Source organism: uncultured Chloroflexus sp., assembly GCF_938091255.1.
Lineage (GTDB): Bacteria > Chloroflexota > Chloroflexia > Chloroflexales > Chloroflexaceae > Chloroflexus.
On sequence record NZ_CALLJH010000030.1, the window covers coordinates 43,456 to 70,261 of the forward strand.

Genomic DNA, 26,806 nt, shown 5'->3' on the forward strand with positions numbered 1-26,806 from the left:
AGTTTACTCGTCATCAGCTAGACTCTCAACCCGTAATTGCCAGAGCAACCCGCCTAACGCTGGGCCGAACCGGTCAATTAGACGCTGGCGCGTCCGACCCTCTTGGTAGCGCTGATGGGCAAAGCGCTGAATTTGCTGCTCTTCATCGCCGACGCGCAACGTTTGCATCAGTTTGAAGGAGACATCGTTGAGGCCAAAGGTGGCTGCCACATCCACCAAGCGGGCAATCGACTCATAGGGTGGTTCGAGCAAGATGGTAGCGTGCGTGTAGATGCCTTGCTCACGGGCATACGCGATCAACTTGCGGGCCTGTTCACGGCTGCTGGCTGAGTCGAACACACTTGTCGCGGCCAGCGCAAACGTGATCGCTTCGCAGCCGGCTTGCGCCAACCGCCGGATCCGCTCTTCGTGTAGGCGGTCAAGGGCGACGGCAGCTTGCCATTTAATGTTGAAGTGCGCGCCAATCAACTGATCGAGGAACTCATCAAGCCACTGTTCATTGATGGTGATCTCTGGTTCACAAAACAAAAGATGGCGAATGCCAACTTCTTCGACCAGAGCGCGAATCTCTTGGCAGATCTGGCGGGTTGAGCGCATCTGCCATTGGTTATGCATCCGCCAACCGATCACCACCGGCGTCTGCACCTCACCACCCGGTGCGCGCAATTCGTAATGTTCGAGCGAGAGCAAGTGGCGGGCTGGATATGGCAGTTCTTCGCCACTCTGTACGGCCAGCGTGTTGGCGCCGTCAAGCCAAGCTAATACACTGGCGGTGGCTGCTAATGCTTCACTGCCGCTGCGATGCACGAAGAGCGGCAAGATGTCGGGATAGGTTTGGTGAATATGGGAAACGGCTTGCTCAAGAGCGTGGCTATCTTCACCGGCGATAATGACACACTGTGGTTGAAAGGTTTCCAACCGGCGCTGAATTTCTTCCCAACTGCCCAACGGATCGAGCGCGCGATCGTAGATACGCACAATCGCGCGCCGCTGTTCGAGCGCCGCTGCTATATATGCCACCGTGAGCGGCGGAAGATGATTATCATCTTTGCTTGGGAGTGCAATAATCGCGATCTTCACAGTGACTCCGGCCAGTGTTGTGTCGGGTAGCAAACTCTGACATAACGATAGGCGAAGGGATGGGTCGCTAGCACACGTCGCAACTCCTTAATGGTGCAGCGAGCCATCGTAACGTTTCTCTCGTTTTTGCTGGTGATCTCCTTATTGCGAAGTGTAGCATATTTGTGGTCAGATCAATGTGACGACTTTGTCAGAAAGCGTCTTCACTGCGCAATGGCGCCATCATCAGTATTGGCGCTCAACGCGCGTTCGCGCTGTAACGGCAATGAGAATGAAAAGCGGGTTCCTTTGCCTACTTCACTGTATGCGATCCAAATGTTACCGTTGTGCGCTTCGACAAACTGCTTACAGATTGCCAATCCTAGTCCTAAATGCAGCCCTTTTGAAATGCCGTTGCCGCCGCTGTAGAACGATCGGAAAACCTTGTCAAATTGTTCGGGCGGAATGCCAGTGCCGGTATCAGTGACGTGAATATGGATATATGGGTGCTGCAATTCGGCGCTGACGGTAATCTTCCCGCCGGCAGCGGTCGCTTTGGCGGCGTTTTCGATCAGATTCACTAAGACTTGGCTAATCCGTTCTTCATCAGCCACGATATCAGGCAACTGATCGGGAACTTCCCACACCAATTCGATATCACGCTCTTTGACCTGTTGTTGCTGCTGCATACAGGTGGCAATAATTAGGTCAATCACATTGGTGCGCACTAGATTCAGCTTGAGCTGGCCGGTTTCCGATCGGTTCAGGTCAATCAATTCGGCGATCCGTTTAGCTAGCCGGCGGGCGCTGCTATCTACTTCTTGCAGAAATTCACGCTGGCGTTCATTGAGTTTCCCGATACTGTCGCTCTCTTTCAACACGATTTTGAGGTAGCCTTGCAACGTGTTGAGCGGGTTGCGCAATTCGTGAGATACTTTAGCGATAAACTCACGGCGCTGCTGTTCCTGCATCTTTTGGCTGGTTATGTCATGTAATACCAGCACGGCAAGGCGCTTATCCGGCGAGGTGCTGACGAGGGTGCCATGAATCCGATAGTACCGTTTGTCATCATCATTGCCATCATGCACCTCCCAGATGCGCGAGTCGCCTGCCTGATGAAGGTAGGTGGCGAAGTCGGCCAATTGGGTGGCCAACCTGCCATTGTGGGCCGCGCTTTGCGCCAAGGCCCGGCGCGCGATGGCATTGTCGAGATAGACAGCCCCTTGATCGTCGTAGACAATCAGGCCATCGGCCATGTCGTGCAACACGGTGCTGAGCATCGCCTGCTGCCGGCTCAACTCGACGTGCAGTTCGGCGTTGCGGATAGCGATCATGGCTTGAATGCTGAACGATGTCAGATGGCGTTCTTCGGCCAGCGAAAACGCCTCTTCTTGGTGACTGACCACGCTTAACGCGCCATGCACATAGTTAGGTTGTTCAGGATCGAACAGGGGAACGCTGAGCGCAGCGCGAAACCCATAGTGAGCAAGCACGGCCCATTCTGGCCGCTGCTCGATCTCGTGTTGATCGAGCAAGATGGTGCGCTGGCTGGCAATAACAGCCTGCGCGAGCGTGTTCGCCCAATCGGCGGCATGGCGATTGGCATGCAGGATCCGGTGTTCGAGATCGGTGCGCCGTATCAGGCTCAGGGCCGCGTCATCGATCCGTTGCACTCCTAGCATATAAGCCAGCGAGTCGAGAATTTGACGCAAAACATCATCGAGGCTCAGTGAGCTGCTGATCGCGCGCAAACTTTCGCCAAGCGCTTCCATCCGGCGCAACCGATCGCGCAAATCATTGTTAGACGCCTCAAGGCTGGCGACCTGTTGCTTCTGCTCGCGGCGCAGGTGTTCGTAACGCGCGCGCCATTCGCGTGCAGCTAGGTTGCGCTGGTTGCCAAACAAAATCAATGCCGCGATGGTCGCGGCACTGATGAGAAAACTGCCGAATGAAGCGAGATTGCTGAACATTCCAGAACCGGGCAGGGCCAGCATTGGGAGATCAAGGGCGAACAACAGCCCAACGAGTCCCGGTACTAGCGCTAACCACAATGAATAGAAGCGATAGCGCCATGCGCGTAGCGCGCTGATGCCCTGAATGACGACTATGGCGGGAGTTAAGCCGGCGGTGGCGATACACCAGCCGAGCGCAATGACATCACCGATCCCGGCGAACAGCAACAGCCGCCCTGTTAACGGAGCCATGCGACGGATCCAGAACAGGAACCCGATATTCACGACTGCGTAGCCGATCAGAACCCAGAGAATCGGTGGCGATAGGTCGAATTGTGTCAGCGCCCAACTCAATCCTAGTGCCGGCAACGGCAATAGGCGACGAGTGATAGTTTGAAGTTGCTCGGTATTAGACCGCATAATGGCCGGTGAGATGCCATAGTTCACGGTTCAAACTTGTAGCCAAGGTTGCGTACCGTAATCACGTGGCGGGGATGATCCGGATCTTCTTCTACTTTCGTGCGTAAGCGCCGAATGTACACGGCGACAAGGTTGCTCTCGCCTTCGTAGTCGTAGCCCCAGACTTTACTCAAAATTTGGGTCACGTTCAAAATGCGGCCAGCATTTTTCATCAAATAATACAGCAGGCGAAATTCAAGGGGGGTCAATTCAACGACGCGACCATCGGTAAAGATGACTTTGTGCTCGACCGGATCGAGCGTAATATTGCCTTGGCTGAGGCGGGTTGACGTATTCAGCATATCGGCGTTGCGCCGCCGCAAGACGGCCTCAACGCGGGCTAATAACTCCGATGGCTCATACGGTTTGACCAAGTAGTCATCGCCGCCGATTTGCAGACCCGTCACCCGATCTTGTAGTTGCGATCGTGCCGATAGAAAGATAATGGGTACATCAGAATTGCGCCTAATCTGCCGGCAGACTTCAAAGCCATCGATCTTGGGCATCATGATGTCGAGCAGGATCAGATCGGGATTGTGCTGCTCGATGACTTGCATAATACTGGTGGCGTCGTGTGCACGGAGAACCCGGTAGCCAGCTTCCTCAAGCAGATACGAGGTTAATTTAGCGCTGGGAATGTCATCATCAACCACCAAAATATTCATGGAACGCTCCCCGTTTGATTTTAATGCGCACACCAATAGCGCCTGCATATGACAGCTTATTCATTGTACCACTTGCCGATCGCTTTGGGTAGAGTGGTAACATTAAAAACTTGTGCCTGCTCTCATGCTGCCTTCGGGAGCACACCGGCCATTGCTAAGCATGTCGTTGTAGCTTGGTATCGTCGTGCTAACTGAGCAATCATGCGGCGGAATCCTAAGGCATAGGGTTCCGCTCTCTCCGCTCGCTCCGTAGCTCTGGGGGAGCGTTGTCTGCTGATCCTATGCGCTCGCCGTAGCGAAGACGTTTTGAGGACGCTTGAGCGTTACCATGCAGATTGTCGCGGAACGTCTCGTTCTGATCGGTGCAGAGCCGTTGGTGCGCTCTCGTGTACCAAGCTCAGAGGTGATCTCATACTACGAACTACTGATTGCCGGGTGTTGCTAGCCATTCCATTCATTCGGTTTGCCGATGCATTGGGCAACACCACCAGCAGCTTGGTGCCTGTCTGCGTTCGGGATGACCGATCCGCGCGCTCATTCCTATTCGGCCAGACTTCTTCCGGCCAACTTCCCGTCGTCGCGGGAACAGGCTGGCCTGCGTTTGCAATGGTAACCTCCAGCAGACATTCGTCGGCGCCATTAAGACTGAACTGCCCAGCGAGCAGATCGTTTGCGCCAACTAGCCCTATCCCGGCTTTGCCGCCGGAACGAAACCGCTCGTGCTGGGTACGAGTATGCCGCCAACATCGAAGTCGAGCGACATAGTTCTCTTTGCATCGTTTTGTTGGCGCATTTCCTCTCTGGTATTCTGTTCAATGTACGTGGAGGTCATCATGATAAAGATTCTGTCTGCTCGTTGCCCTCCTATTGTGCGGTGGTGCTGTTCGCGCAGCAGCATACGCAGCCCGTGTACGCAGCCGGCTCTGTTGTCAATTCGCTGGCGAATAACACGACGAACGACACGTCACGCACTCTGCGCGAAGCGATTCTAGCGGCGAACAATACTCCGGCCAACGCCAACTGCGGCGCAGGGAGCGCCGGCAACGATACCATCACCTTCGGCGTGTTCGTCCCGCTCACGCTGATCTCGTTTCTGCCGAATATTGTGAGCGGCGCGGGATTACTGACGATTGATGGCGGCGGGAACAGCACTATCAGCGGCAATAATGCGGTGCGGGTGCTGATGGGTGATAGGGCGCCAATCTTACCCTGCGCAACCTGACCATCGCTAATGCGAGTACTCCATTGAGCAGCGGAGGTGTGGTCAATAATGGCACATTGACGGTCAGCAACCGCACCCTCTCAGGCAATAATGCTGGTAGCGGCGGTGGCATTATCAACTTCAACAGCGGCACGCTGATGGTCGCTAATAGTACCTTTTCTGGCAATAGGGCAACCTTTGGCGGCGGTATTGACAACGCCGGTGATGTATTGACAGTGGTAAACATCACCTTTTCTGGCAATAGCGCCGCCAACAGCGGTGGTGGAATCTACAACAACTCCGGCAGCACGCTAATAGTGAATAACAGTACCTTATCTGCTGGCAGCGCCACAAACGGTGGCGGCAGGGACGGTCTCGGACTGGCCTCACAACTTCAGGGGCAGACAGAACCTAGGGTGTAGATACGGTTGATAGCTTTGCAATGAGCCGTTTCACCCTCACCCCTAGTCTCTCTTCCACTGGCGCGAGAGAATGGGTGCGGCAAGAGGTTGCTGCTCGCTACGGTGTACTCTCTTCCACCGGCGCGAGAGAATGGAGCAGAGTTAAGCTTTGAGGCATTGCACAGCGATCAACCGTTGTACTCGACCAAATTTTTGTTCGCCCCTCAACCCCCACAACGGAGGGGCAGGTCTGAAATCAGTTCGCGATAAGCATCGGGGTGGTGCCAATTACTGCCAGCGCACCGGCGACCCTTGCTGCTGGCGGTGTTTGCCGGGTTGATGCGAATGAGGCTATCGTTGAAAGTAATGAGCGTAACGATCATGACCCCGCCAACACGGCGATGGTGCATCCGGCTGATCAGTCGCGGATGGGGGGCGACGCAGAGCGTCGCCCCACGCTGATGCCTTACACCGACAGCGCTCGCTCGCGTATCCGGCGCCGGGCCGGCAAGATGGCAGGCCGGGCCGGTTGCCGGAATGGCAGTGGCTGAGGTAGGGCAGTCGGTTGGGGTCGGTAGCCGAGCAGGCGCATAATGGCGGCCTGATCTTGCTGAGGTGTGATCCGTGAGCTGAGCCGCCCGTCGCGCTCTTCGACGATAAACCGGGCCGCTTCGGGAGTGAGGCAGTGGTGCGCGCCGCCGCGCCCTGAAATCATCTGCTGGTACGCGCCAATGCCGAAGATGGCTAGCACAAGGCCACCTTCGGTAGCCGGCAGCCACAACGGTGCCTGTGCGGGTCGCGGATAGATGTCGTCGCTGTCGCAGGTGCGCCGGCCCGCCAGCCGCACCGGACGCACCGGCTGGTCCCAATCGGTCAGCGGCAAGATCACAAACTCCTGCCCGCTCACAAACAGGGTGTCAGGCAACATGACCATCATTGAGCCATTGACCAGATACCAATCGGGTTGGCCGGCGTGCCCTGCCTTGACCGCGCCAACCTCGACCAGATAGGCGCTGTGGGTAGCGACGGTGTAGCGGCCAAACTCGCCGATTAATTCCGGCGCCGGTACGCCATACTCAGCGCAAAGGTCGCGGATGGTCGCCATTAGCCGGCTCAGGAAACGCTGATAATCAAACGTGAAAGTCAACTGGTATCCAGAGGTGGGCATCCCGCCGCCGAAGTTGAAATACCGCAGGGTCGGCACCCGCTGGCGCAGCCGGCAGTAGTTCTCGATTGAAGCGCGTAGGGTTGTGAGGAAGTGGGCTTCGTCTTCGATCTGGCTGCCGATCATCGCGTGGTACAGCACCAGCACGTGGTGGCTATCAGCAATCAATTCCGCCGCCCGCTCGATCTCGGTGGTGGTCAAGCCAAAGCGGTCGTTGCCGGGATGGCGGCCATCGCGGTTGCCGGCGGCGCGCTCGCGCACACCGAATTGAAGCGGCACGGGTGTGGCGAGCAAATCGCGCAGCTCGTCAAGATCATCGAGCACCGGGATCACCGTCTCGCACCCGTCAAGGCGAAAGTTGCGGATCGCATCGCGGTAGGCCGGCTCTTTCGAGCCATTACAGCAGATCAGCCGGTCTGCCGGCAAAATCCCTTGCCGCCAGAGACCATGGGCGATAATCAGGTCAGCCGTCGCCGAGGTTTCGTAGTGCGCGCCGGCGGCCAGCGCCGTCTGCACCGCTTCGGCGGCGAAATTGGCTTTGGTGGCGTAGGCGTAGTGGAACGCGGCTGGGTATTCGGTCGCGGCGCGTGCTTGCTCTGCCCAGCCGATCATGCGTTGCACTTGGGCGGTAATTTGGGGCGTATAAACCACTTCAAGCGGTGCGCCATGTTGGCGCGCCAGCCGGTTTAAGTTGAGACGATCGCCGAAGTAGAGCTCACCGTCGTAGCGGCTCACGAAATCGGTCAGGCGGCCCTCACCGGCAAAGCCGGTCTGCTGTGCAATCAGGTCAGCAAAGGTTAGCGTCTTCAACTTACCACATTCCTCCGCAATACGAGGCGGGTATTACCCGCAGAGCGAAAACAAGGCAAGACGAGATCTACCCCGCATGCAACGGGCAAGATCACAGGCGTGCAATGGCTAGCGCCAACCGAGCACGATCGGCGCTGGCGCAGCCATGAGTTTCAGCGATTCAGCGTCAGGGAAAGAAAAAAGGCCCTGCACCTGATGCAGTGGCCGGGGAAGCGAGAACGCGCAGCGTCACTCGCGCGGCGAGCAGGCAAGGCCTACTGGCGCACGGCTTGCAGGTGTGCAGTTTGGGAAGCGCTGAATCGCGCGTATGTTGTATGCGCCGTCCATACTGCCTCACACTAGCCCACCCGACGCCGTCTTCCACCCGAGGCGACGTTAGTCGCCGTGACGACGATTTCCGCTCGGCGTTCGGTGTTGCGTGTTACGTGTGCCGGGTGCCTTCCCAGAACGCGAAACCCGTAACCCGAACGTAACGGGGGGCGCGAATGACATGGCCGATTGGCTCGACCGAGTGCGCATTATACAACCGATAGGAGTAGGAGTCAATAAGTAATCGGGGGAGTTGGGCACGGAATTTCCTGTCATTGCGCGTCGCCATAGATGGCGCAGCACCCCCCCGGCGTGAGTGTGCGAAGGGCGTGTCCGGTGTCATTGCGCACCGCCAGAGGCGGCGAAGCAATCTTCTGCGCGAGTGGGAACAATGCCTCTGCGGAAACGACCAGCGGCAATGGTCGTGTTCGGGCAGCGAGCGCTTCCGTGCTTGCGGAGGATTGCTTCGGGAGACCGGCTCCCTACAGGTACCGGCACACCCTTGCAATGACATGAAGGAACGGACAGCAGGGAACCCGGCCCTTCAGGGCCGGGCTAGGGTTACGAAGCCTGCGGTGCGGGCTGCTGGCCCTCACCTCCCCCGGCCCCCGTTCCCACCTGACGGCGGGAGAGGAGACGTTTGTTACCGCGAAGGGCACTGAGGACGCAACGGGAAGGGGTAAGGGCCTCCCCTCTCCTAGCGGGGGAGGGGTTAGGGCTGGGGCACATCCCCTCGCGCTGACCTCACTTGACCATCTGGCCGCCTTCGGCTATTCTGCGCATGCTATGCGTCGTTTGTTACTATTGGTCATTATTATCCTCAGCGCATGCGTGGCTCCGCCCCCGCCTCCGCCGCCGGTCACCCCTACCCCGCCGCCGGCGTCGCCGGCGGTGAGCGGTCAGACCACCGCTACTGCCACTGTGACGGCGACGTCGGCGCCAATTGCAACACCGGTTGTTACGCCGCCCGCAGTCATTACCGCAACCCCAGTGCCTGCCGTCCATCCCCTCTTCGACCCACAGCGGCTCAGTTACGACCATCACTTCAGCGCTCCCGAAATCCAAGCTTTTCTCGAGGTGCGCAATAGTCCGCTCGCAACGATGCGGATAGTCATTGGCGGGCGGAGCCAATCCTTTACCGATGTGCTGGTCTCGCTTAGCCATCTCTATAGTGTCAGCCCGCGCTTATTGCTTAGCTTGATGGAATTGCAAAGCGGGGTGTTGAGCACGTCCACGCCGAGCAGCGAGCAATTGGCATGGGCGGCTGGGTTTCGGGGTGAGAATGGCAACCGGCGCGGCGTGTTTAACCAATTGCGCTGGCTGACCCGCGAGTTGCGCGCGGCGATGCGTGATTACGCTTTGCTGGGGCCTGAGGCGCTGCCGCCGCTGACGTTTGCCGATGGATCGCAGGTTGCCGCCTCGCCTGACCTTAGCCGCTACGTGCTGAGCCGCGCTCTTGCCCCAACGACGACGCCGGGCCAGCTCGATCCGCTGCTCTGGGCCGTTGCCCCTACCTATCAGCGCCTATTCGACCTCGATCCGCGCCTTGAACCAATTGATTGGCCGGCGCCGTCCGAACCGTTCCTTACCCGACCCACCGAGCGCAACTTCCCGGTCACATCGTTTTTCGATCACGACGCGCCGTTTCTGCGTGAGAACGGTTCAGTGCATACCTTCTGGGGGCGGGCCGAAACCGATCGTTCGTTCGCTTACGATGGCCATACTGGTTGGGATTACGCGCTGGGGCCGCCCGACCGGGTGCTGGCCGCCGCTCCGGGCCGGGTGGTCTTTGCCGGTTTTTCTGATGATGGCTGCCCCACGCCGGCGGGTGGGGTGATTATTGACCACGGCAACGGCTATCGCACGCTCTATTGGCATTTGGCCCGCGTCAGCGTGACTGCGGGTGAAACGGTTGACCGCGGCGCGGTGATCGGGATCGCTGGCGATACCGGTTGCGCGCGTGGCGCGCATCTCCATTTGCAGGTGCAATATCTTGGGCGCGATGTCGATCCGTATGGCTGGTGCGGCACTGATCCCGATCCATGGGCAGTGAATCCGGTGGGGCAGATCAGCGTGTGGTTGTGGGCCGATATGCCCTCGCCGTGCGCGCCGCCGCCTCCCGGCGTGATTGTAGTTGACGATGCCGATCCGGGTTTTCGCGTAAGTGGCGATTGGCAATCGCTTGCGATCGGATACAGTGGCGGCTCCCGCTTTGCCCCGTCGCAACTTGCCGCCAGCACAGCGAGGCCGTGGCGCTTTAGCGATTTTGCTGCACCCCGGGTTGCAATTTGGCAGCCAGCATTGCCGGCTGCTGGTAGCTACCGGGTGCTGGCGTATGTTCCGTTTGCGCTTAATGGCTACGATGATTCACGCGAGGCCCGCTTCTTGATCCGCCACCGCGATGGCGAAACGATCGTGACGGTTGATCTCGAAGCTGAGCGCAACTGGTGGGCCGATCTGGGGGTGTATGTATTCGATCCGGCAGCCACGCCGTTCGTGGCTACCGGCACCTTGGCCGGCGATCGGCAGCGAGGCATCTGGGCCGACGCGATCGCCTTCATACCGGTAGCTGAGCCTACGACGCGCTAAAGAGGAGATCGCGTTGATTGAAAGCGTAGCGGGCTAAGCCAAGAAACGCCAGCAGCAATGAGCATTGGGCCAACAGGTTTGACCACGCCGCTATCTGTGCGAAAGCCCGGCTGATGCTCAACTGATACCCGTAAAAGACCGGCACTAATGGCCCGCTCAGGATTGTCTGAACGGCGCGCAGCACATCAACTAGGAGGGGGTTGATCTCGGTGAGTTGGTTGATGACCGGCCCGCCGATCACGTTGCTTGATAGGGCGATGGCAACCAAGGCGAGCACGAAGAGCCGCCAGCCGGTTCCAAGCACGAGCGGCGAGAGCAAGAGCGTGAGCGCCGCAACCAGCCCGACGTTCAGGATGAGTGGCAAGGTCGCTAGGAACCATCCGGTCACATCGAGATCGGTTGCGCGATTGATCAGGGCCGCCAAGAGGCAGAGAGTCCCATACATCGCCAATGCGACGGTGACGGCGGCCAAGAATAACCCGATCAGATACGCCCCCCGGCTAACGTTGTGCGCCAAGACGATGTACCCCTGTGGCCGATCGCCAAGACTGATCATATAGCTGGTGGTGACAATCGCCATAGCCGGGCTAAAAAGACCCAACACCGTAAACAGATAACCGGCGCTCATCGGGGCTCCGGTCGGGCGCAACAAGACGACATAGCAGGCGACAGCGGCTACCACCTCTAGCAAAACTCGCCCCGATCGCAGATATTCTAGCAATGTAAATCCGGCGAGCCGGACAGCTTGCGCGATCGATCGCATCATTGTTTGCCCTCCCTCTGGCTAGGCGGATTGGTACTGCTGCGCTGTAACAGTCGCTTCAACATCGGGTCAATATCGTCAGTTGGCGGTTTGAGCAACGTTTCGCGCAACACTGGGCGGAGGGATGTCACGTTGCCAACCAGTAAATTGTCGACCGGCTCGCCGCGCACGGTGCGCAGATAAATCTGCGCTAACCGGCTCATTTGTGGTTCAAGGGCGTGGATTGACACATTGGCTTCGATCAAGGTCTGCAATACTTTGGCCTGCAACTCAGGCGTATGTGGACTGATTAACACCGCCTGCTCGGTGCATTGCACTTCGCGCCCGATCATTTCCAATCGCTGGCGCAACGGTAGATCGAGTGGCCCAGTTTGCACGATGATGCTGCCAGCGGATTGCCGTACCTCGGCGACGTTGAGTTCGAGCGCAATGTTGCCATTGGTCAGAATGCCGGCGCGGTCGCAGAGATATTCGACTTCGGCTAGTCGATGAGTGCAGAGCAAGACAGTATGACCACGCTGACGTACACCGTTGAGTAGGGTTAGCAACTCTTGCTGACCGTCGAGGTCAAGGCCACTGGTTGGTTCATCGATCAGCAACAGATCGGGATCGGTCAAAAGCGCTTGGGCAATGCCGAAACGCTGGAGCATGCCCTTGGAAAAGGTGCGCAGGTGGCGATTGGCCACCGTGGCGAGTCCGGTCAGTTCAAGGAGTTCGTCAATCCGTTGGCGCAACTGGCTGGCCGGCATCTCATCGAAGCGACCGAGGAAGGTGAGATATTCGCGAGGAGTGTAGTAGCTGTGATAGCGCTGTCGTTCGGGCATATAGCCGATCAGGCGGCGTTGCGCTTCCAAATTGGCGCTGCCGAGCACGCGGATGCGCCCGCTATCGGGGTGCAAGAAGCCGAGCAGCAGATGGATGAGCGTGGATTTGCCAGCCCCGTTTGGCCCTAACAAACCATACACTTCACCGGCGACGACACGCAGATTGACGCCGCGTAATACCGAGACGTGACCGTAACGTTTCGTAAGACCTTCAACGACAATGACATCGGTCATGATGCCGAACTCCGGTGATGATGGCTGCAATGAGCGATGTATGCTACATTATGTGTCAAAGTATGCAATGTTGCGAAAGGCGGCATCATCGGTTCATCCGCGCTCGCTCATCTGACTACGAGGATGGTCGGTTTGTTGGGAAGGGCATCGATTTCACCGCGCTACCTCTCTTAGGAACGCATAGTAAGCGCGCTAGGATGGGATCACGCCGCAGATAGCGGAAGGCATTCAGGCGCTTTGTCCTAATCCCAGCATTGCCACAGCCAATACCGCCAGACTCCCCGCCCAGATGAGCGTAGTGCGAAGCGCCGCCGGCACGCTTAAGCGTGGCAGCCGGCCTTGCAACCATTGGAGAGCAAGGGCTGTGATGGCGCTGCCGCCAATGATGATCAACAGCTCAGCCCATGGCGGCAGCAGTTCGCGCGGTAAGCCTGCCATCCAGACGACGGTCAGCAGGGCTGCCGCAACTGTATCGCGAGCAAACGTTAAGGTTGCCGCCGGACGCGCTGGCAACCCTTCGGTGATCCCTTGCGGCCCTAACGATGGTTCTGGCCCGAATGGACCCCAGTTGATCGCCGCCGGCAGGCTGAACAGACCGGCCAGCCAGATGAGCAGGTGGCCGCTGAGCGTCCAGCCGCTCAAACCGCCTGAGCTGCTCAGGCTGATGACAGCGACACTCCATACGATGGCTCGTCCCAATACGCCGATTTGAGCTTCGCGCACAGCGGCGCGCACGAGGTGAGGCGCCCCGGACGACAACGCCGGCCAGAAGGGGAGCCACGCCGCCGCTTCCAAACATACCCAAGCCCCTAACCAACCAAATGGCAGTGGCGCCGGATGCCATGGCCACGGCAAACTGGCCAGACCGCCGGCAACTAATCCCAGCGTGGCCAGCGCCAGCCAGCCAATCCAGTCCGTGGTCAGGAGCAAGCTGCCATTGGCCGGCAGTTGGCGGGTGGTGAGCAAACGGTAGCCAATGCCTAGCCCGATAGCCAGTGTGCCGCCCGGATAGATGATCAGTGCTATCAATCCGGCTATCAACATGAAGGTTGTCGCTTCCTTTCTCTGCTTTGCTATACAGCGTGCAGCGCAGCCAGACTGCGCACCGCCGCTTCGATCGTTGGCAACAGCACATTCGGGCAGAGGCCGATTGCCAACATCACAGCCAGCAAGATGCTGATGAGGGCAACGCTGCTCAATGGTTCGCTAGCTGGTTGGGGCAGCGGCAGGCGATCCAGTTCGGTTTCGCCAAGCAGCGGCGGTTCCTCATCTGAGGGAATGTCGCGCGAACCAATCAGATACTGCACGGCCAATTGCACCAGTGTCAGCGCCGCTAAGCCCATTGCCGCCAGCACGATCAACAATTCGCCCCAATGGATCGCTGCGGCTGCTTGTAATACTAAGAGCGAGCTGGTTCCACCCGGAAACGGCAACCAACCGATTAACGCTAACCCGCCACCTAACACGCCGGCGCCTGCCACTGGCTGGCGCCAGAAGAGGTCGTTCCGAGATTCTGCGGTCAGGCGCTCGTGCGGATGTTCGAGCAGGGCCAGACTGATCAGAATGGTTGTCACGGCTAACGCTAGATTGATCACACCAACCAGCGCGCCACTCAGGCCGGATAATGACAGTGAGGCGAATCCATAGAATATGATACCGCAATTGCTTGCGATCAGATAGGCAATGCGCTGGCGCAACGTACTTGCGGTCAATGCTAGCGCGCTGGCTAACACGGCGCTGATCGCCGCCCCGATGCGCAGCACATGAAGCGCTTGCCCTCCCTCGAAGAGCAGCGTCGGAAAACTTTGCATCGTCAGCAACAAAACGAGCAAGCTCGCCGGCGCTGGTAGGGCGATAATAAGGATGGCCGCCAGCGATCCGGCGTATGATATCAGATCGACCAGCCACGAATGGAACGGCGTCAGCGCCATACGCAACGCAAATCCGGCGGCCAGCAAGGCTAAGATAAACCGAGCTGGCGAAATGCGCCCCGGCAGTTCACCCGGACGAAAGATATCGGTGAGGACGTAGGCGATGTAGAGCAAGATACCGGCAACGACCATTAAGACCAGATACTTCAATGCAGTTGCCAGCGTCTGCCGGTTGACCAAGACCCCGGCTCCGGTTGGTAGATCAACAATGGCTAGCACCGTTGTCAGACCGATGGCCACCAACACCAAGGCGGTCACGAACGAGTCTTGCATCACCAGAATTGCGATCGTTTGACCAACGGTGAGCAGGCCGATGGCGCTGAAGTTTTCGCCGTGCGGCACGATGAGCGCCGCGGTCAGTGTTGCAATGCCCACCCCTAAAAATAGAAAGAGAAAGATTTGGTTGAGCGGGCTGAGCAATAATGTCACTCCTAAGACGCGCACCGGATCGTCAACCCGTACTTGTACGGCGAGCAACAATTCAACGACTAGCGTCCCGATGCTCAGCGCAATGGCAATGCGGGGCAACCGGCGCAAGAGAAAGGTGCTGAAGGCCATACTGAGCGGGAAAAAGATGAGTAACAGGTACAGCATGGTTATCCGCGGTAGAGTTCGCTGATCGCGAGCGTCTTCAATCGCCCATAGACGATCCCAGCGAGGTAGGCGATAGCTAAGGCCAACAAGATTTGGACAACGCTGAGCAACAGTAGCGCCATGATCTTTAAGCCGCTTGCCGCCGGCGCGCTCATGACCGCACTGTACAATAAGTCAATCCCGCTGGTGCAGAGGAGCAAGCCCAAGCCGATTTTCAATACGTCGCTAGCCGTGGCCATCGTGAGCATACCGCTAAGCGCAAGCCAGTACCATGCGAAATCGAGACCGGGACTGGGCGCAATCGGGTAGATGATCGGCAGAACGATGCTGGCGATCAAGGCGGCAACTCCTGACCAAAATGGAAAGACATAATCAATCAGCCGCAGCGTTTCGGTGGAGCGTTGGCGAGCAGCGGCGCGCAAGGCTCGGCGTAGCTCGGCTTGCCCGAACTCATCGAGGTCTTCGAGACCATAATCGCGCGAAAATGTGAGTGCCGTGACCGCGAGAATGAGCGTGGTGCAGACGCCAGTAATGAGTTTGATCAAGGCTAGCGAACTTAGCCCTGCTTGGCCGAGATCGGGTCGCACGAAGGGTTGTTCGTTCAGTAAGCCGGCCAGCGCCCCATAGTTCAACAGCAACAAGATGACTGTCAGCCGCCAATCGCGCAACAGTAAGATGCCGCCTGCCGAGATGCCGAGCAGTATGATCCAGATATCAAACGTCATAGTCCGTCATTCCTTGTCAAGGCGACGTTCATTGCGCCATCAAGATGAGGATGGCCAACAGCGCGACGATTACGCCAAAGAGGTAGTAGCGTTGCTCGAAGATGATCATGCCGGTATGCAACATGCTCGCTACCCGATCGATCGCGCGCCCCAGCCAAATCAGCGCTGTGTGCGCATCGGCGGCTTCCGCCAGCCCGCGCAACCTATCACCCATTCCCTGCCAAGTGGGGATAACGGGGTTGCCGATATTGGGTGGCGGGTCGAGCCGCTTAGCTCGCCGCGCTAATAGCCATCCGCCAAGGCCGCTGGCCAAGGCAAAGCTAATCAACGGCCAAGCAACCGGATCGGCGGGGAGCACTGGCGGGGCAAAGGGCGACCAGCTCAACCACAGCGGCCATGCCAACCACGGGATCAGGCCGGCCAATACCAGTGGCGCGAGTGCCAAGCCTCCAAGCATGCCTTCTGGCCAATGTTCGCGCGTCGTCGTCTGACCATGCCAGCACCGGATTACGAGCGGCAACCCGGCTGCTAGACCGATCAGGGCAGCGGCGATGAGTGGCGCAATAGCCCAAACCAACCGGGTGGCGAGTGCTTCGATCAGCCAGCGCCATCCCCAAAAGCTCCACCCAAGCGGAAGACCGGTGGCAATGGCGGTGGTGAGCAGCCAAAGTACGCCGCTCAAGGGTAGCGCCACCTGCGCTGCTGATCCGTCAAGCGCATCGCTACTCTGACGTTGGATGATCGCTGCGACCACGATCCCGCCAGCAATGGCATGGAGCTGCAAGGCCAGTAAGAGTGCCGGTGCGGCTAAGCCGGCCAGAGGATCGTTGATGACTGCGGCGCACACGATCACCCCGGCTTGTAGTGCGCCCTGCCACAACCCCAACTCGCGCCCATTCGCCGCGCAGAGCGCACCGACTGCGGCTCCGAGCGCGCCGATGGCGCCAGCAGCAGCCAACAACTGGCCGGCGAGCGCCGGCAATGGCGGTAATTGCGGTATGACCCGCACCACGAACCCCAACCCAATCGTTGGCAATACCAGCCCAGCGATTAGCGCACCAACCGGCGCTGGCGCATGGGCAAAGCTCAAGCGTGTTCCGGCGAACGGCGGCGCTCCGGCTAAGGCCAGTGCGCCGATCACCGCGAAGAGTACCGGCGCTGTTGCAGGCGTTGTATCAGGGGTCAGCAGCGCCATAAGCGCAATGAGACCGCTCACGGCCACGACGGCGACTGCTCCGGCAATCAGGTGCGGGGGAAGTCGCCCCGGTGCCGGCATCACACCGCTAGCGAGTAACGCGCCGTGGGCGGCCAGCACAGCCAGCGCCCAACTGAGCGGGGTCAACACGCTGAATGGGGGGATCGTTAAGCTGAGTAGCGCAGCGGCAAGCGCCAATGTGAGCCAGCCAAACAGTGTACCAAAGCTTTTAGTAGCGGGGGGAACGGCGAGTGCTAACGCGAGCAGACCAATGGTTCCGCCAAATAATAGCCCTCCTGCCAGCGCTCGTTCGCTCAGAGCAACTGGCGCTGGCAAGACCACTGCGATCGCGCCAATGCTGTACAACGGCGTCGCCTCCGCCGGTTCAAGCGGGTCAATGATGACCCCAACCATGGCGATCCCGCTGGCTAGCGTAGCGAGTAACGCTAAGCGCCGGGTAATGCCAGCGCGGCTGAGCAGAAAGCAAGCGGTAGCAACCGCCAGTAAGCTTATCAGTCCGGCAGTAACACCCATGAAGCGTCGCTATCCTCCCCCTGATTGCAGAAGCGTTATTCGCGACCAATGATATAGGTCGCTGCTTGCCAGCATGCCGTGCATGGGTCGGTTGAGATGGCGATCAGGAGCGCATCGTCAACCGCAGCTTTTTGCAGGAGTGAACGCGCTAGTAAGCGGTCAAGTTGCGGCGCAATCCCGATCTGCACCTCGGTGAGACGCTGGCCGTCGCTGCGCACAGTATACCGCAGGGGGCCGCGCGGTGCTTCGACGGTTGCGGTTGTTTCACCTGCCCGCAACTGGATCGGCTCCTGCATGACGCCAATCGGGAGATTATGCAACCAACGCGCCGCCACGCGCAACGCTTCAATCGCTTCCAACAACAAGACGACCGCCCGCGCATACACATCGCCGCCCTCTTCCACCACGAGCGCTGGGGCAAGGACGGTATACCCGGCGTATGGCGCATCGGTGCGCACATCGGTGGGTACGCCGCTAGCGCGCGCCAAGGGGCCAGCCAGCCCAAACTCTTTGGCGGCGCCAGTGTTCAAAACGCCGATATCAACCATGCGCGCCAAGAGCGTTCGGCGTGGGATCGTTTGCTCGGCCACTGCGATCATCGCCGGTAACAAATCGTTGATCGCTTGTTCGGCGCTAGCTAAGGCGCTCTCATCCGGCTCTTCCGCTAATCCGCCCGGCCGAATCACCGCCGCTTCGTAGCGACCGCATAGGTTGAGTAAGATCGAGCGGATCCGGGTTTCAAGCCGGCTTAGCCGCGCAGCATCACGTAAGCCCAAGGCGGTGGCTAGCGCGGCCAGTGTATTGGTATGCGATGCCGCGCGTTCCAGTTCCGCCAAAATAGCGCGGATGGCTTGCGCCCGTAGCGGTGGAGTCACTTCGGTAAGCGCCTCAATGGCCAAGCTTAGTGCTAAGGTATGCGCAACGCTGCAATAGGGGCAGATCTGCGCAGACGCGCGCATCGCGCTCTCAATGCCGCCCTGCGTGAGCCGGCGAGCGTACGCGCCGTCGCCGATCGTTGGCCGGTATTCGACATCAATAATGTATTCACCCTGTATCGTCAGCGTGACGTGCTCGCCATGCCACGCGCCTGCAACCGGTTGGAGCGCCAGTTGGTACTTCAATCCGCCTCTCCTCTCTGTCGCGGCGCATTATACCACGCTCCCTTCAACCAGTGCAGCGGCGGCCATCCACCGTCGATCCACCCGCCGATCCACCCAGAGATGGTAGGCTTGTACAATGAACGATGGTACAGTAGAGAGGCGTCGAGCTGAACTCCGGCGCCACGCTCAATGCCTAAATCATATCAGCGCTAGCGGTAGTTCAGGTGCTTTTGGCGTCTGCTAAGCGAGGAGAAATGACGATGTTCTTCTGTTTTGATCATATCTATTGCTCGCCAGCCGGCAATATGGCGATCACATCTCAACGGGAAAGCGAACATCCCGTAGAGTATCGTTTGGTGGTGGCAAATCAACTTCTCTATATTATCTTTGATGGTGGCAAGCGTTGGAGTGGCTATGTCATACGCCCTTCCGATGGCATCGAAGCCTCGTTTAGCAGTCGTAGCTGCCTAGAGTATGTCATCGAGGGCTTGATCGGACGGCGGGTTTGGCCGCAGTATCGCCAGCAAGTGCTAGCGTTGCTTGACCAGTTTCAAGCCTGAAGCGTGTGACAACGGTTCACGATGAGACGATGTTGCCTGAACGACAGCCCAACGGGCTGTCGTTGCTGTTTCGGGCGTACTGGATGTTAAGGTCTGTTTCAGGCCGGTTCGCGTTCGTCACCGAGCCGGATGCGGGGATCGAGCAGCGCGTACAGTAGATCCGCTAACAAGTTGGCAACTGCGAAGATGACAACCGTGATCATAGCGACGGCTTGCAGCAAAAGCAGATCGCGCCGATCAATGGCGAAGGTTAGCAGCCGGCCAATCCCCGGGTAGTTGTAGACGTTCTCTACCACAATCAACCCGCTGATTAACCATCCCAGACTGATCGCGATCACCGTAATCGTGGGCAAGAGTGCGTTGCGCAAGACGTGCCGGCGCAGAATGGCGAGCGGTGACAATCCCTTGAGGGTTGCGGTACGAACATACTCTTGGCGCAGTTCGGTGATCACGCCGGTGCGGGTAAGGCGGGCGATGTAAGCGAGCAATACGAGCGTAGCGGTGATGGCCGGCAAGGCTAATTGGGGCGCGATCTCGATCAAGGTGGCGTCGGGCCGGATTGATGAGTTGGCCGGCAGCCAGCGCAACCGAAAGGCGAAGAGGTCGATCAGTAGTAAGCCGGTGACGAATTCGGGCAAGCCGGTGACTGAGAGGAGGCTCACATTAATGACGGTGTCGTCGGGTTTGCCGGCCCGCCAGCCTGCCCACACGCCAAGGCCGATGCCGAGCGGCAATGCAAGCAGAAGAGTAGCGCTGGCCAGTAATAGTGAATTGCCGAGCCGCTCGAACACGAGCGGGCGAATGGGTTGACGTGTGCTGTACGAGATGCCCCAATCACCGGTGATAAAGCCGCGCAGCCAGTCGAGGTATTGGACGGGCAACGGGCGATCGAGGCCGAGTTCGGCGCGTAGTGCGGCCAACGCCGCTTCGCCAGCTTCGCGGCCCAACAGTACGCGGGCGACATCGCCGGGTAATAGCCGGCAGATTAAAAAGATGATCAGTGAGCTGATGAGGACCGTTACCCCCAGTAAGAGAATGCGGCGCAGCAGGTAGCGCAGGATCATAAGCTATCTCGTCTGGTTGTTCACAGTTTCCATTCCTCCCCATAGTGTAACCCACTATTCGCTTGTGATGTTTTGGCGTCTGGTTGTGGCGACTGTCCTCATCTCCAACTCCTTGCCCACGCCAGCGGGCAAGGGGCGCTGCGGTGTTCCGCTCCACGGTGCCTGTCCCGCCGATCAGGCAGCGTTCTCGCTCCTGCCGTCAGGCGGGAACGAGGGCCGGGGGTGTGAGGGCCAACGCCAAGAGCGCCGCGGCGCCGGACGGCTGGCCGGCACCGCAGAGACGTAAAGTTCTTTAACGCAAAGATGCCAAGGAACGCAGAGAGCGCAAAGGTATGAGGGAAGGTGATCATCCGCTGCGTTCTTGGCGCCCTCTGCGGTAAATCACCCGCCATCCCCTACTCATCCAATCCGGCCAGCAGCAGATCGCCCTCGGCGGCGGTGATGCGCCCTTCGGCGACCATCTGCAAGATCGAGGCCCGTTGTTGTTCGCGCTCCGCCTCGCTAAGTGGTGCCGAGCGCAGTTGAATGGTTTGGCCGGTTGCCGGCGGTGGCGACGGCGGTGCATGGTGTGGCGGGGCCGGCGGCACGGGCGGCACGGGCGGTACGGGCGGTACGGGTGGCACAGGTGGCACAGGCGGGGGTGGTTGGATGCGACTGAGTGCGCGTTCCACCGCCTCAAGGGCGCCACTCAGGCCAGCCGCTGCCGCCTGCCGGGCCTGCTCTTTGATCCGCTCGATCCGGTCGGGATCGAGCCGCCATTCGCGCTGATTGATCCGCACCCGCACCCGTTCGGGGCCGGCTTCCTCTTTCAATTGGCGCGCGCGCTTGGCGAAACGGTCGGCAGCAGCGCGCGCCCGCTCAGCCGCATCCGGATCGCGGCCCGATAGCGCGCTGCGCAGCTCGGCGGCTAGCTCGCGGCCTAGTTCGCTCAACTCACGGCCCAGCTCGCGGCCCAGTTCACCTAACTCTTGCCCCAGTTGTGCGCCGATACTGCTGAACGACCCCGGTTGGGCGGGGCCTTTGACGACCAAATCGCCGCCCACGATGAGGCGTAGACTGGCCGCTCCGTTGCCGTAACGCAGCTCGACCTCTTGGCCGGGGAACGACGGCTGCGCGCCGGCCCCGCTAATCTCGCCGCCTACCACTGCTGTCAGCGCCAGATCGGGTGTTTCGGGAAGATGGATCGTTGCATCACCACCCACTTGTGCCCGGATAACGCTGCCGGTGCTACAATTGGCGCGTAACGACAAATCGCCTCCCACTGCGTTGATGCTTAGGTTGCCGCTGGCCTGCTTAATTGTGCAGTCACCGCCGACATTGCCAATCGCCAGATCACCTGTCACGCTGGCCAGCTTGCAGTCGCCGCCGATGATGCCGATCTGACCGCCGACCAGCTTGCCGATCTCTATGTCGCCGGCGACCGTCTCAACGCTCAATTGATCGATCTGCGCATCCTCGGTATCAACATCACCGCTTACCGACAGGCACTGCAACGCCCGCGCCTGCCCGCTTACCGTCAGATCGCCGTTCACCCGATCGAGCCGGAGATGGGCGACGCCGGTGGCGGCAACCTCAACATCACCATTGATCACGCTGACCACCAACTGCTCACTGAGGCCGTTAGCAGTTAAATCGCCATCGAGGCGCTGCACTGCCATGCTTAGCACAGTGCGCGCCGTGACATCACCAGCTACGCTGCTAAACTGGGCCACCGGTACATCAATCAACGTGACATCGCCATGAATGTCAGCCGTCGCCGCTAACTCAGCAACTGCGGTCGCAGTGACATCGCCGGCTAGATAGCCAATTGCGACGTGCTCGGTAATCTGGCGCAATGCCAGATCACCGCTGAGCCGATCTACCTTTACCCGGCGCAGGTTCATCACCCGCGCGTCGCCATCGCAAACCGAAATCCGCACTTCAGCGGTGGCAGGCACGGCCAACTGCACATCGCCATCGCACGGGCCGATGACCACCCCCGCTTCGCCGATCTGCACCGCCACCGGCTCATCAGCTTGCCACTCGATCGCCGGCTCGTCCCAGCCGCGAATTGTGAGATCACCCTCGACCGGTTGGATCGTGATCGTGATTGGCTCCTCAACCGGAATTCGTTCTTTCATCGTCGTGCTCCTGAGCTACTCACTAGCTCGCTATTCGACCACTATCTCGATTCGTTCACCCTCTTCCAAATCCTGCCATTCGAGCAGCAATCCGGTCGTGCCCCGCTCAACGCTGCGGATCAGCTCTTCGAGGGCGCTGCCGCTCAGTTGGGGCGCCAGCCGCGCGCCAAGCCGCAGACCGACGTTGATCAAGCTAACCGGAATGGCCACTGAGGCTTTGAGGCGTTGCGACGCCAGATCGGTCACGCGCACCCGCACCAAGCGGGCGTGGCTGCGTTCGAGCGGGCGCGGGTCGGCGCTGAGGGCATCGAGCAGGCGGGCGGCTTCAGCAGCCGAAAGCTGGCCCTGTTCGATCATCTGCAAAATCCGGTGACGTTCTTCATTTGCGCTGTTCATCGCCGACTCCCTTCAGCAAGCGGAGTGCCTCTTCAACCGAAATCTCGCGTGCGGCGAGGCGGTCGAGAATCTGGCGGCGATCGACGCGCGGTTCGTGTTCGGGCGGGCCGCCGAGCAGAGCAACAATCTCATCGAGGCGAGCGCGGGCGGTGTTGTAAGCAATATCGAGCTCGGCTGCGAGGCGCTGGATATTGCCACGATTCTTGACTAGCAACTCTACAAACGCCAACTGTTCGGGCGAGAGCCGGCCAATCCAGCCGAGGCTAAAACGGCCTTCTATCACGATCCCGCTGCTCGGCGACTCGAGCCGGGTCACGATCAACTCACCGCCAGTAATGGGATCACGGGTAAGAAGCGGGTGCATAGGGGTCTCCTTGCTGTTGTGCGAATGTTACTAGATTGCTGCCTCACCGCTTTGGATTGAAGGGCGAACAGAACACGTGATCGCACACAACCGTTGATTGCTATGCGATGGCTCAACGCTCGGCTCCGCGCTCCCCTCTCCCGCGCTATGGGGCGGGGCTGGGGGTGGAGGGTAAACCGGCTCACCAGCATCCTATCAACCGTATCTACGTGCATACGTGCTGTCTGTCCTTGGAGTTCATTGGGCGAGAAGTCGAACGTTTCAGCGTGGGCAGGTGAGTAGCGAGACGTTTTGGACGGTGATCACAAGTTGTCTCCATCACTCAAACGCTTTATCCGCATAGGTGAGGTGACTGGTGCGGCGATCAACCGCGTAGCGCAACAGGCGCTGACCAAGCCGGATCAAGAGCCAGCCGAGCCAACGCGCTGGGCGGTGCGCGAAGCGCGCGCGCGGGCATAACCGGGCTTGGGCGGCCTCGGCGATCCGTTCGTTGCTTGTGTGCGGCCATAGCTTCTCGTGATGGTAGAGATCGCGCATCATTGTCACACCTCAGAAATTTTTCATTTGTTTGGTGATAATTGCCAATCTGGATGAAATATTACCATCTAGAATGGTGATTGTCAATAGCTCTCTGATTAATTTTGGTATTCGATCGGTATTTCTTGATGGAAAAGGCTTGTGGTATGATAACAGCTATGACCGCACAATCTGCTCATCACAACCGATGGTCAGCGCGCGCTGGCGATCTGGCGCTGGCCCTGATCTGTTTGCTCGGTGCAATCGCGTTTCTCTATCCCTTTGCGATGGGACGGGCCGAAACCGGGTTTGACCAAGCACATGCCGCTACTGCGCCGATCTTCTTCGCCCTGCTCGGGCCGGCATTATTGGCGCTGCTGATTGCCGAGCTAAGTGCCGGACGGCTTAATACTCGTATCCTTGCCGTATTGGGGGTGCTGACCGGCGTGGTAGCGGTGCTGCGGTTGCCGGCTGGGCCGGGAGATTCGCCCACCTTCTTCTTCCTCATCATCCTCGCCGGCTATGTGTACGGTGCACGCTTCGGCTTTCTGCTCGGTGCGCTGGCGCTGCTGGTCTCAGCCCTGCTCACTGGCGGGGTCGGGCCGTGGTTGCCGTTTCAGATGTTTGTCAGCGGTTGGATGGGGATGAGCGCCGGTCTGCTCGTGCCGCTGGGCCGGCGCTTGCGACCGGGTGGGTGGGCCGAGATCGGACTACTGGCCGGCTTCGGCTACCTGTGGGGGTTTCTGTTTGGCGCACTCATGAACCTCTGGTTCTGGCCGTTTGCGCCTCCCGGCGAACTCGGCTGGACGCCGGGCAGCGGCGTGGTGGCGACGCTCCGCCAGTATGCCATTTTTTACGCCGTGACCTCGTTGGCGTGGGATGCTGTGCGCGCTTTTGGCAACGCCGTCTTGATCGCGCTGCTGGGGCGGCTCGTCCTCAAAGAATTGCGCCGGTTTCGTAACCGCTTCTGGTTTACGGTTGTGGAAGGCATGGAGGTATAGCCAGTCTGGGTTGTTTGTGCGCTGCTCCTTGTGTCAGTGCGCGTCGCCGGAGGCGGGGCTAAAGTTGAGGTCTCTCACCGTCGAGAGCGCGTGAGGGGCGACCTATCCTAACGATGTTTGCAAACCTTCACGCTCTTTGCGCCGTTGCGTTGGTCCTCACCCGTGTTTACTCCGAGCGTGCTGCGGATGATCCCTTGCCAAAGCCTCTGCGTCTTCTGCGGTCAAAAACCGCTGCGTTCTCTACGGCAAGTCGTCGGGCTTTCGCCTTTTCGCGCCAAAAACAACCCCACCACTGCGTCACGCAGTGGTGGGGGCGCAAGGAGGAGGGTACATTTCGCGTTACTTGGCTAGCGCGCCGCTCACACTGCTGCCCGCCGGTGTCACAGCCAGATCGGGGTATGCCACCATCCCGTGCTCGCCGATATCGAGACCGGCCTCTTCCTCTTCTTTTCTCACGCGCAGACCGATCGTCGCCTTGATAGCGAAGAACATCAACGCCGCCGTCGCCACCGTCCAGAACCCAACTGCTACCACGCCGACCAACTGCGAGATGAGCAGGGTCAAGCCGCCGCCGTAGAACAGACCGGTGGTGCCGGTATTGCCGGGGATCGAGGCGAAGAGACCGACCGCTAGCGTCCCCCAGATACCGCTGATCAAGTGAACCGGCACTGCACCGACCGGATCATCGATCTTCAGTTTCTCAAGCAATTCCGCTGAGAAGACTACGATCGGACCAGCGATGAAACCGATGATAATTGACGAGAGCGGATCGACGTAGGCGCAACCAGCAGTAATTGCCACCAAGCCACCCAACACGCCGTTAAGGGTCTGGCCCAGATCAGGCTTGCCATAACGCAACCACGCGGTGAAGAGCGCGCCTAATGCACCAGCCGCCGCCGCCAGATTGGTCGTCACCGCCACCATCGCCACCGCATCAGCATCACCCTGCGAAGCAATCGCCAATTGCGAGCCGGGGTTGAACCCAAACCAACCCAGCCAGAGAATGAAGGTGCCTAGCACGGCCAGCGACATATTGTGGCCGGGGATCACACGCGGCTTACCATTGGGGTCGAAGCGGCCAAGGCGGGGACCAAGGATCATCGCGCCCACCAACGAGGCCCAGCCGCCAACGCTATGCACCACTGTGCTGCCGGCAAAGTCGGTGAAGCCCCAGTTGCCTTCGGTGCTGCCGCTGTAGGTGTTCAGCCAGCCCGATCCGCTCCAAACCCAATGCACAACAACCGGGTAAATGAAGAGCGAGATAATGAAGCTATAGATCAAATAAGCCGTGAACCTCGTGCGCTCAGCCATTGCGCCAGCGACAATCGTGGCCGCTGTGCCGGCGAAGACTACTTGGAAGAACCAGCTCGCCAGCACTGGTACCTCACCCTCGGCAGTTACTGCCGAGAGGAAAAATTGGTCGGTGCCGATGAATCCGCCCGCCGAGGTGCCATAGGCGATTCCCCAACCCACCGCCCAGAAGGCGATCGAGCACATCACGAAGTCCATCAGGTTTTTGAACAAAATGTTCGTCGTGTTCTTTGAACGGGTCAGACCGGCGGTCAACATCGCAAATCCGGCCTGCATAAAGAAGACTAGCGCCGCGGCAACGATCAGGAAGAAGGTATTCATTGCGACGGCTAGCTCCGCAGTGGTAGGGCCTTCTTGGGCGAAGGCGCGCCCGCTACCGACCAACCAGAGACCAAGGCCAAGACCCAGACCGAGACCGATCTTTGTGCGCCATGCAAGCTTCATGAGAGCAGCTCCTTAACCATGAACTATTTAGCGATTGCATGTAACGCATGGAATGCATGTGCTCCATGCGTTTAGATAAAATGCACAAACCATCTGCCTCTGCCTCGTCGCAGGCCAAACAAGCATCATCGCGAGTGCAAACGGTTATATACCGTTGCTATGAATTTGTGAATAGAGCATAATCACGGTGTATCCAGACAACAACTTGCAGATTCCTCACTCGTGCGCTCGCGGTTCATGCTGCAACACCGCAGATGATGGCCGCGCATTGCGCTTCACCCCCTTACCTTATGTGCATCGTGGCGATTACCAACTTGTGCAATCATTGATGCAATTATGATAACAGGCCCATATAGGCCTGCCAATAGATAGGATTGACAATCAATGTGTGTGGTAGTTTAGATTTTTTGTACAACTCCTCTTTAGAGAGAGAAGGGGGACAACGAATAACCGAATAGCGGAACGAATGGGGTAACGAATGGTAGTACACCATCCCCCTCCCCCCTTGTGGGGGAGGGGC

Annotated in this window: 23 protein-coding genes; 6 read left to right on the forward strand and 17 right to left on the reverse strand. The window is 59.1% G+C overall.

Going from position 1 to position 26,806, the window contains the following annotated elements; translation table 11 throughout:
* Positions 1–3: 3 nt before the first annotated feature.
* The 3 genes from Q1A00_RS11225 to Q1A00_RS11235 form a co-directional block, all read right to left on the reverse strand.
* Positions 4–1,080 (reverse strand): hypothetical protein, encoded by a 1,077-nt coding sequence (locus Q1A00_RS11225; RefSeq protein WP_298400894.1) that lies wholly within the window; start codon positions 1,078–1,080, stop codon positions 4–6.
* 203 nt (positions 1,081–1,283) lie between these two features.
* Entirely contained in the window at positions 1,284–3,263 is a 1,980-nt protein-coding gene (locus Q1A00_RS11230) for an ATP-binding protein (RefSeq protein ID WP_298482166.1), read from the reverse strand.
* 191 nt (positions 3,264–3,454) lie between these two features.
* A complete protein-coding gene (locus Q1A00_RS11235) occupies positions 3,455–4,135 on the reverse strand; it encodes a response regulator transcription factor (RefSeq protein ID WP_298400889.1) in 681 nt (226 codons plus the stop codon).
* A gap of 907 nt (positions 4,136–5,042) precedes the next feature.
* Here Q1A00_RS11235 and Q1A00_RS11240 point away from each other — a divergent pair.
* Both Q1A00_RS11240 and Q1A00_RS11245 read left to right on the forward strand, forming a co-directional pair.
* A complete protein-coding gene (locus tag Q1A00_RS11240) occupies positions 5,043–5,357 on the forward strand; it encodes a hypothetical protein (protein WP_298400886.1) in 315 nt (104 codons plus the stop codon).
* A gap of 38 nt (positions 5,358–5,395) precedes the next feature.
* A complete protein-coding gene (locus Q1A00_RS11245; RefSeq protein ID WP_298400883.1) occupies positions 5,396–5,758 on the forward strand; it encodes a hypothetical protein in 363 nt (120 codons plus the stop codon).
* Positions 5,759–6,203: 445 nt separating this feature from the next.
* Here the strand turns inward: Q1A00_RS11245 and Q1A00_RS11250 are convergent, their stop codons facing one another.
* The gene (locus tag Q1A00_RS11250; protein WP_298400880.1) at positions 6,204–7,712 is read right to left on the reverse strand and encodes an arginine decarboxylase; all 1,509 of its coding nucleotides are present in this window, start codon (positions 7,710–7,712) and stop codon (positions 6,204–6,206) included.
* Between the two features lie 1,095 nt (positions 7,713–8,807).
* On the opposite strand from Q1A00_RS11250, the gene Q1A00_RS11255 reads away from it, so the two are divergent.
* Positions 8,808–10,610: a peptidoglycan DD-metalloendopeptidase family protein gene (locus Q1A00_RS11255; protein WP_298482164.1), complete on the forward strand. Its 1,803-nt coding sequence runs from the start codon at positions 8,808–8,810 to the stop codon at positions 10,608–10,610.
* On the opposite strand, the gene Q1A00_RS11260 is transcribed toward Q1A00_RS11255, so the two are convergent.
* The 7 genes from Q1A00_RS11260 to Q1A00_RS11290 all read right to left on the reverse strand — a co-directional run bounded on the left by Q1A00_RS11260 (position 10,597) and on the right by Q1A00_RS11290 (position 18,531).
* Complete coding sequence (locus Q1A00_RS11260; protein ID WP_298400876.1) at positions 10,597–11,376, reverse strand: hypothetical protein; 780 nt, start codon at positions 11,374–11,376, stop codon at positions 10,597–10,599. The genes Q1A00_RS11255 and Q1A00_RS11260 overlap by 14 nt on opposite strands.
* Positions 11,373–12,431 (reverse strand): ABC transporter ATP-binding protein, encoded by a 1,059-nt coding sequence (locus Q1A00_RS11265; protein ID WP_298400874.1) that lies wholly within the window; start codon positions 12,429–12,431, stop codon positions 11,373–11,375. The genes Q1A00_RS11260 and Q1A00_RS11265 overlap by 4 nt, the downstream gene beginning before the upstream one ends.
* Positions 12,432–12,659: 228 nt before the next feature.
* The gene (locus Q1A00_RS11270; RefSeq protein WP_299756823.1) at positions 12,660–13,475 is read right to left on the reverse strand and encodes a hypothetical protein; all 816 of its coding nucleotides are present in this window, start codon (positions 13,473–13,475) and stop codon (positions 12,660–12,662) included.
* A 29-nt stretch (positions 13,476–13,504) separates the two neighbouring features.
* Positions 13,505–14,956 carry a proton-conducting transporter membrane subunit gene (locus tag Q1A00_RS11275; protein WP_298400870.1) on the reverse strand — a complete coding sequence of 484 codons (1,452 nt, stop codon included), beginning with the start codon at positions 14,954–14,956 and terminating at the stop codon, positions 13,505–13,507.
* 2 nt (positions 14,957–14,958) lie between these two features.
* Positions 14,959–15,681: a hypothetical protein gene (locus Q1A00_RS11280; protein WP_298400868.1), complete on the reverse strand. Its 723-nt coding sequence runs from the start codon at positions 15,679–15,681 to the stop codon at positions 14,959–14,961.
* A gap of 28 nt (positions 15,682–15,709) precedes the next feature.
* Positions 15,710–17,410: a hypothetical protein gene (locus Q1A00_RS11285; RefSeq protein WP_298400866.1), complete on the reverse strand. Its 1,701-nt coding sequence runs from the start codon at positions 17,408–17,410 to the stop codon at positions 15,710–15,712.
* A gap of 35 nt (positions 17,411–17,445) precedes the next feature.
* The gene (locus Q1A00_RS11290; RefSeq protein ID WP_298400864.1) at positions 17,446–18,531 is read right to left on the reverse strand and encodes a hypothetical protein; all 1,086 of its coding nucleotides are present in this window, start codon (positions 18,529–18,531) and stop codon (positions 17,446–17,448) included.
* Between the two features lie 239 nt (positions 18,532–18,770).
* Here Q1A00_RS11290 and Q1A00_RS11295 point away from each other — a divergent pair, with 239 nt between their 5' ends.
* Positions 18,771–19,070, forward strand: coding sequence for a hypothetical protein (locus tag Q1A00_RS11295; RefSeq protein ID WP_298400862.1), 300 nt, complete (start codon positions 18,771–18,773; stop codon positions 19,068–19,070).
* Positions 19,071–19,168: 98 nt separating this feature from the next.
* Here Q1A00_RS11295 and Q1A00_RS11300 read toward each other — a convergent pair whose 3' ends face one another.
* Positions 19,169–20,134 carry an ABC transporter permease gene (locus tag Q1A00_RS11300; protein WP_298400859.1) on the reverse strand — a complete coding sequence of 322 codons (966 nt, stop codon included), beginning with the start codon at positions 20,132–20,134 and terminating at the stop codon, positions 19,169–19,171.
* Between the two features lie 85 nt (positions 20,135–20,219).
* Here Q1A00_RS11300 and Q1A00_RS11305 point away from each other — a divergent pair, with 85 nt between their 5' ends.
* Positions 20,220–20,420 (forward strand): hypothetical protein, encoded by a 201-nt coding sequence (locus Q1A00_RS11305; RefSeq protein WP_298400857.1) that lies wholly within the window; start codon positions 20,220–20,222, stop codon positions 20,418–20,420.
* 109 nt (positions 20,421–20,529) lie between these two features.
* Here the strand turns inward: Q1A00_RS11305 and Q1A00_RS11310 are convergent, their stop codons facing one another.
* From Q1A00_RS11310 to Q1A00_RS11325, 4 genes are all read right to left on the reverse strand, one after another.
* The gene (locus tag Q1A00_RS11310) at positions 20,530–22,254 is read right to left on the reverse strand and encodes a DUF4097 family beta strand repeat-containing protein (protein WP_298482160.1); all 1,725 of its coding nucleotides are present in this window, start codon (positions 22,252–22,254) and stop codon (positions 20,530–20,532) included.
* Positions 22,255–22,284: 30 nt separating this feature from the next.
* Positions 22,285–22,650: a hypothetical protein gene (locus Q1A00_RS11315; RefSeq protein WP_298400851.1), complete on the reverse strand. Its 366-nt coding sequence runs from the start codon at positions 22,648–22,650 to the stop codon at positions 22,285–22,287.
* Positions 22,634–23,014, reverse strand: a complete 381-nt coding sequence (locus Q1A00_RS11320; RefSeq protein ID WP_066784031.1) for a DUF2089 domain-containing protein — start codon at positions 23,012–23,014, stop codon at positions 22,634–22,636. Before Q1A00_RS11320 ends, Q1A00_RS11315 begins: the two co-directional genes overlap by 17 nt.
* A gap of 318 nt (positions 23,015–23,332) precedes the next feature.
* A complete protein-coding gene (locus Q1A00_RS11325; RefSeq protein WP_298400844.1) occupies positions 23,333–23,554 on the reverse strand; it encodes a hypothetical protein in 222 nt (73 codons plus the stop codon).
* A gap of 155 nt (positions 23,555–23,709) precedes the next feature.
* Between Q1A00_RS11325 and Q1A00_RS11330 the strand changes: the two genes are divergently transcribed.
* A complete protein-coding gene (locus Q1A00_RS11330) occupies positions 23,710–24,531 on the forward strand; it encodes an ECF transporter S component (protein ID WP_298400841.1) in 822 nt (273 codons plus the stop codon).
* 339 nt (positions 24,532–24,870) lie between these two features.
* Here Q1A00_RS11330 and Q1A00_RS11335 read toward each other — a convergent pair whose 3' ends face one another.
* Positions 24,871–26,286: an ammonium transporter gene (locus Q1A00_RS11335; RefSeq protein WP_298482158.1), complete on the reverse strand. Its 1,416-nt coding sequence runs from the start codon at positions 26,284–26,286 to the stop codon at positions 24,871–24,873.
* Positions 26,287–26,806 lie beyond the last annotated feature (520 nt).

Coding starts and splice junctions, on each gene's coding strand:
- Q1A00_RS11230 (WP_298482166.1), bottom strand. CDS start 3,263: ATGGCTCCGTTAACAGGGCGGCTGTTGCTGTTCGCCGGGATCGGTGAT.
- Q1A00_RS11235 (WP_298400889.1), bottom strand. CDS start 4,135: ATGAATATTTTGGTGGTTGATGATGACATTCCCAGCGCTAAATTAACC.
- Q1A00_RS11255 (WP_298482164.1), top strand. CDS start 8,808: ATGCGTCGTTTGTTACTATTGGTCATTATTATCCTCAGCGCATGCGTG.
- Q1A00_RS11260 (WP_298400876.1), bottom strand. CDS start 11,376: ATGATGCGATCGATCGCGCAAGCTGTCCGGCTCGCCGGATTTACATTG.
- Q1A00_RS11265 (WP_298400874.1), bottom strand. CDS start 12,431: ATGACCGATGTCATTGTCGTTGAAGGTCTTACGAAACGTTACGGTCAC.
- Q1A00_RS11270 (WP_299756823.1), bottom strand. CDS start 13,475: ATGTTGATAGCCGGATTGATAGCACTGATCATCTATCCGGGCGGCACA.
- Q1A00_RS11275 (WP_298400870.1), bottom strand. CDS start 14,956: ATGCTGTACCTGTTACTCATCTTTTTCCCGCTCAGTATGGCCTTCAGC.
- Q1A00_RS11280 (WP_298400868.1), bottom strand. CDS start 15,681: ATGACGTTTGATATCTGGATCATACTGCTCGGCATCTCGGCAGGCGGC.
- Q1A00_RS11285 (WP_298400866.1), bottom strand. CDS start 17,410: ATGGGTGTTACTGCCGGACTGATAAGCTTACTGGCGGTTGCTACCGCT.
- Q1A00_RS11295 (WP_298400862.1), top strand. CDS start 18,771: ATGTTCTTCTGTTTTGATCATATCTATTGCTCGCCAGCCGGCAATATG.
- Q1A00_RS11300 (WP_298400859.1), bottom strand. CDS start 20,134: ATGATCCTGCGCTACCTGCTGCGCCGCATTCTCTTACTGGGGGTAACG.
- Q1A00_RS11310 (WP_298482160.1), bottom strand. CDS start 22,254: ATGAAAGAACGAATTCCGGTTGAGGAGCCAATCACGATCACGATCCAA.
- Q1A00_RS11315 (WP_298400851.1), bottom strand. CDS start 22,650: ATGAACAGCGCAAATGAAGAACGTCACCGGATTTTGCAGATGATCGAA.
- Q1A00_RS11320 (WP_066784031.1), bottom strand. CDS start 23,014: ATGCACCCGCTTCTTACCCGTGATCCCATTACTGGCGGTGAGTTGATC.
- Q1A00_RS11325 (WP_298400844.1), bottom strand. CDS start 23,554: ATGATGCGCGATCTCTACCATCACGAGAAGCTATGGCCGCACACAAGC.
- Q1A00_RS11330 (WP_298400841.1), top strand. CDS start 23,710: ATGACCGCACAATCTGCTCATCACAACCGATGGTCAGCGCGCGCTGGC.
- Q1A00_RS11335 (WP_298482158.1), bottom strand. CDS start 26,286: ATGAAGCTTGCATGGCGCACAAAGATCGGTCTCGGTCTGGGTCTTGGC.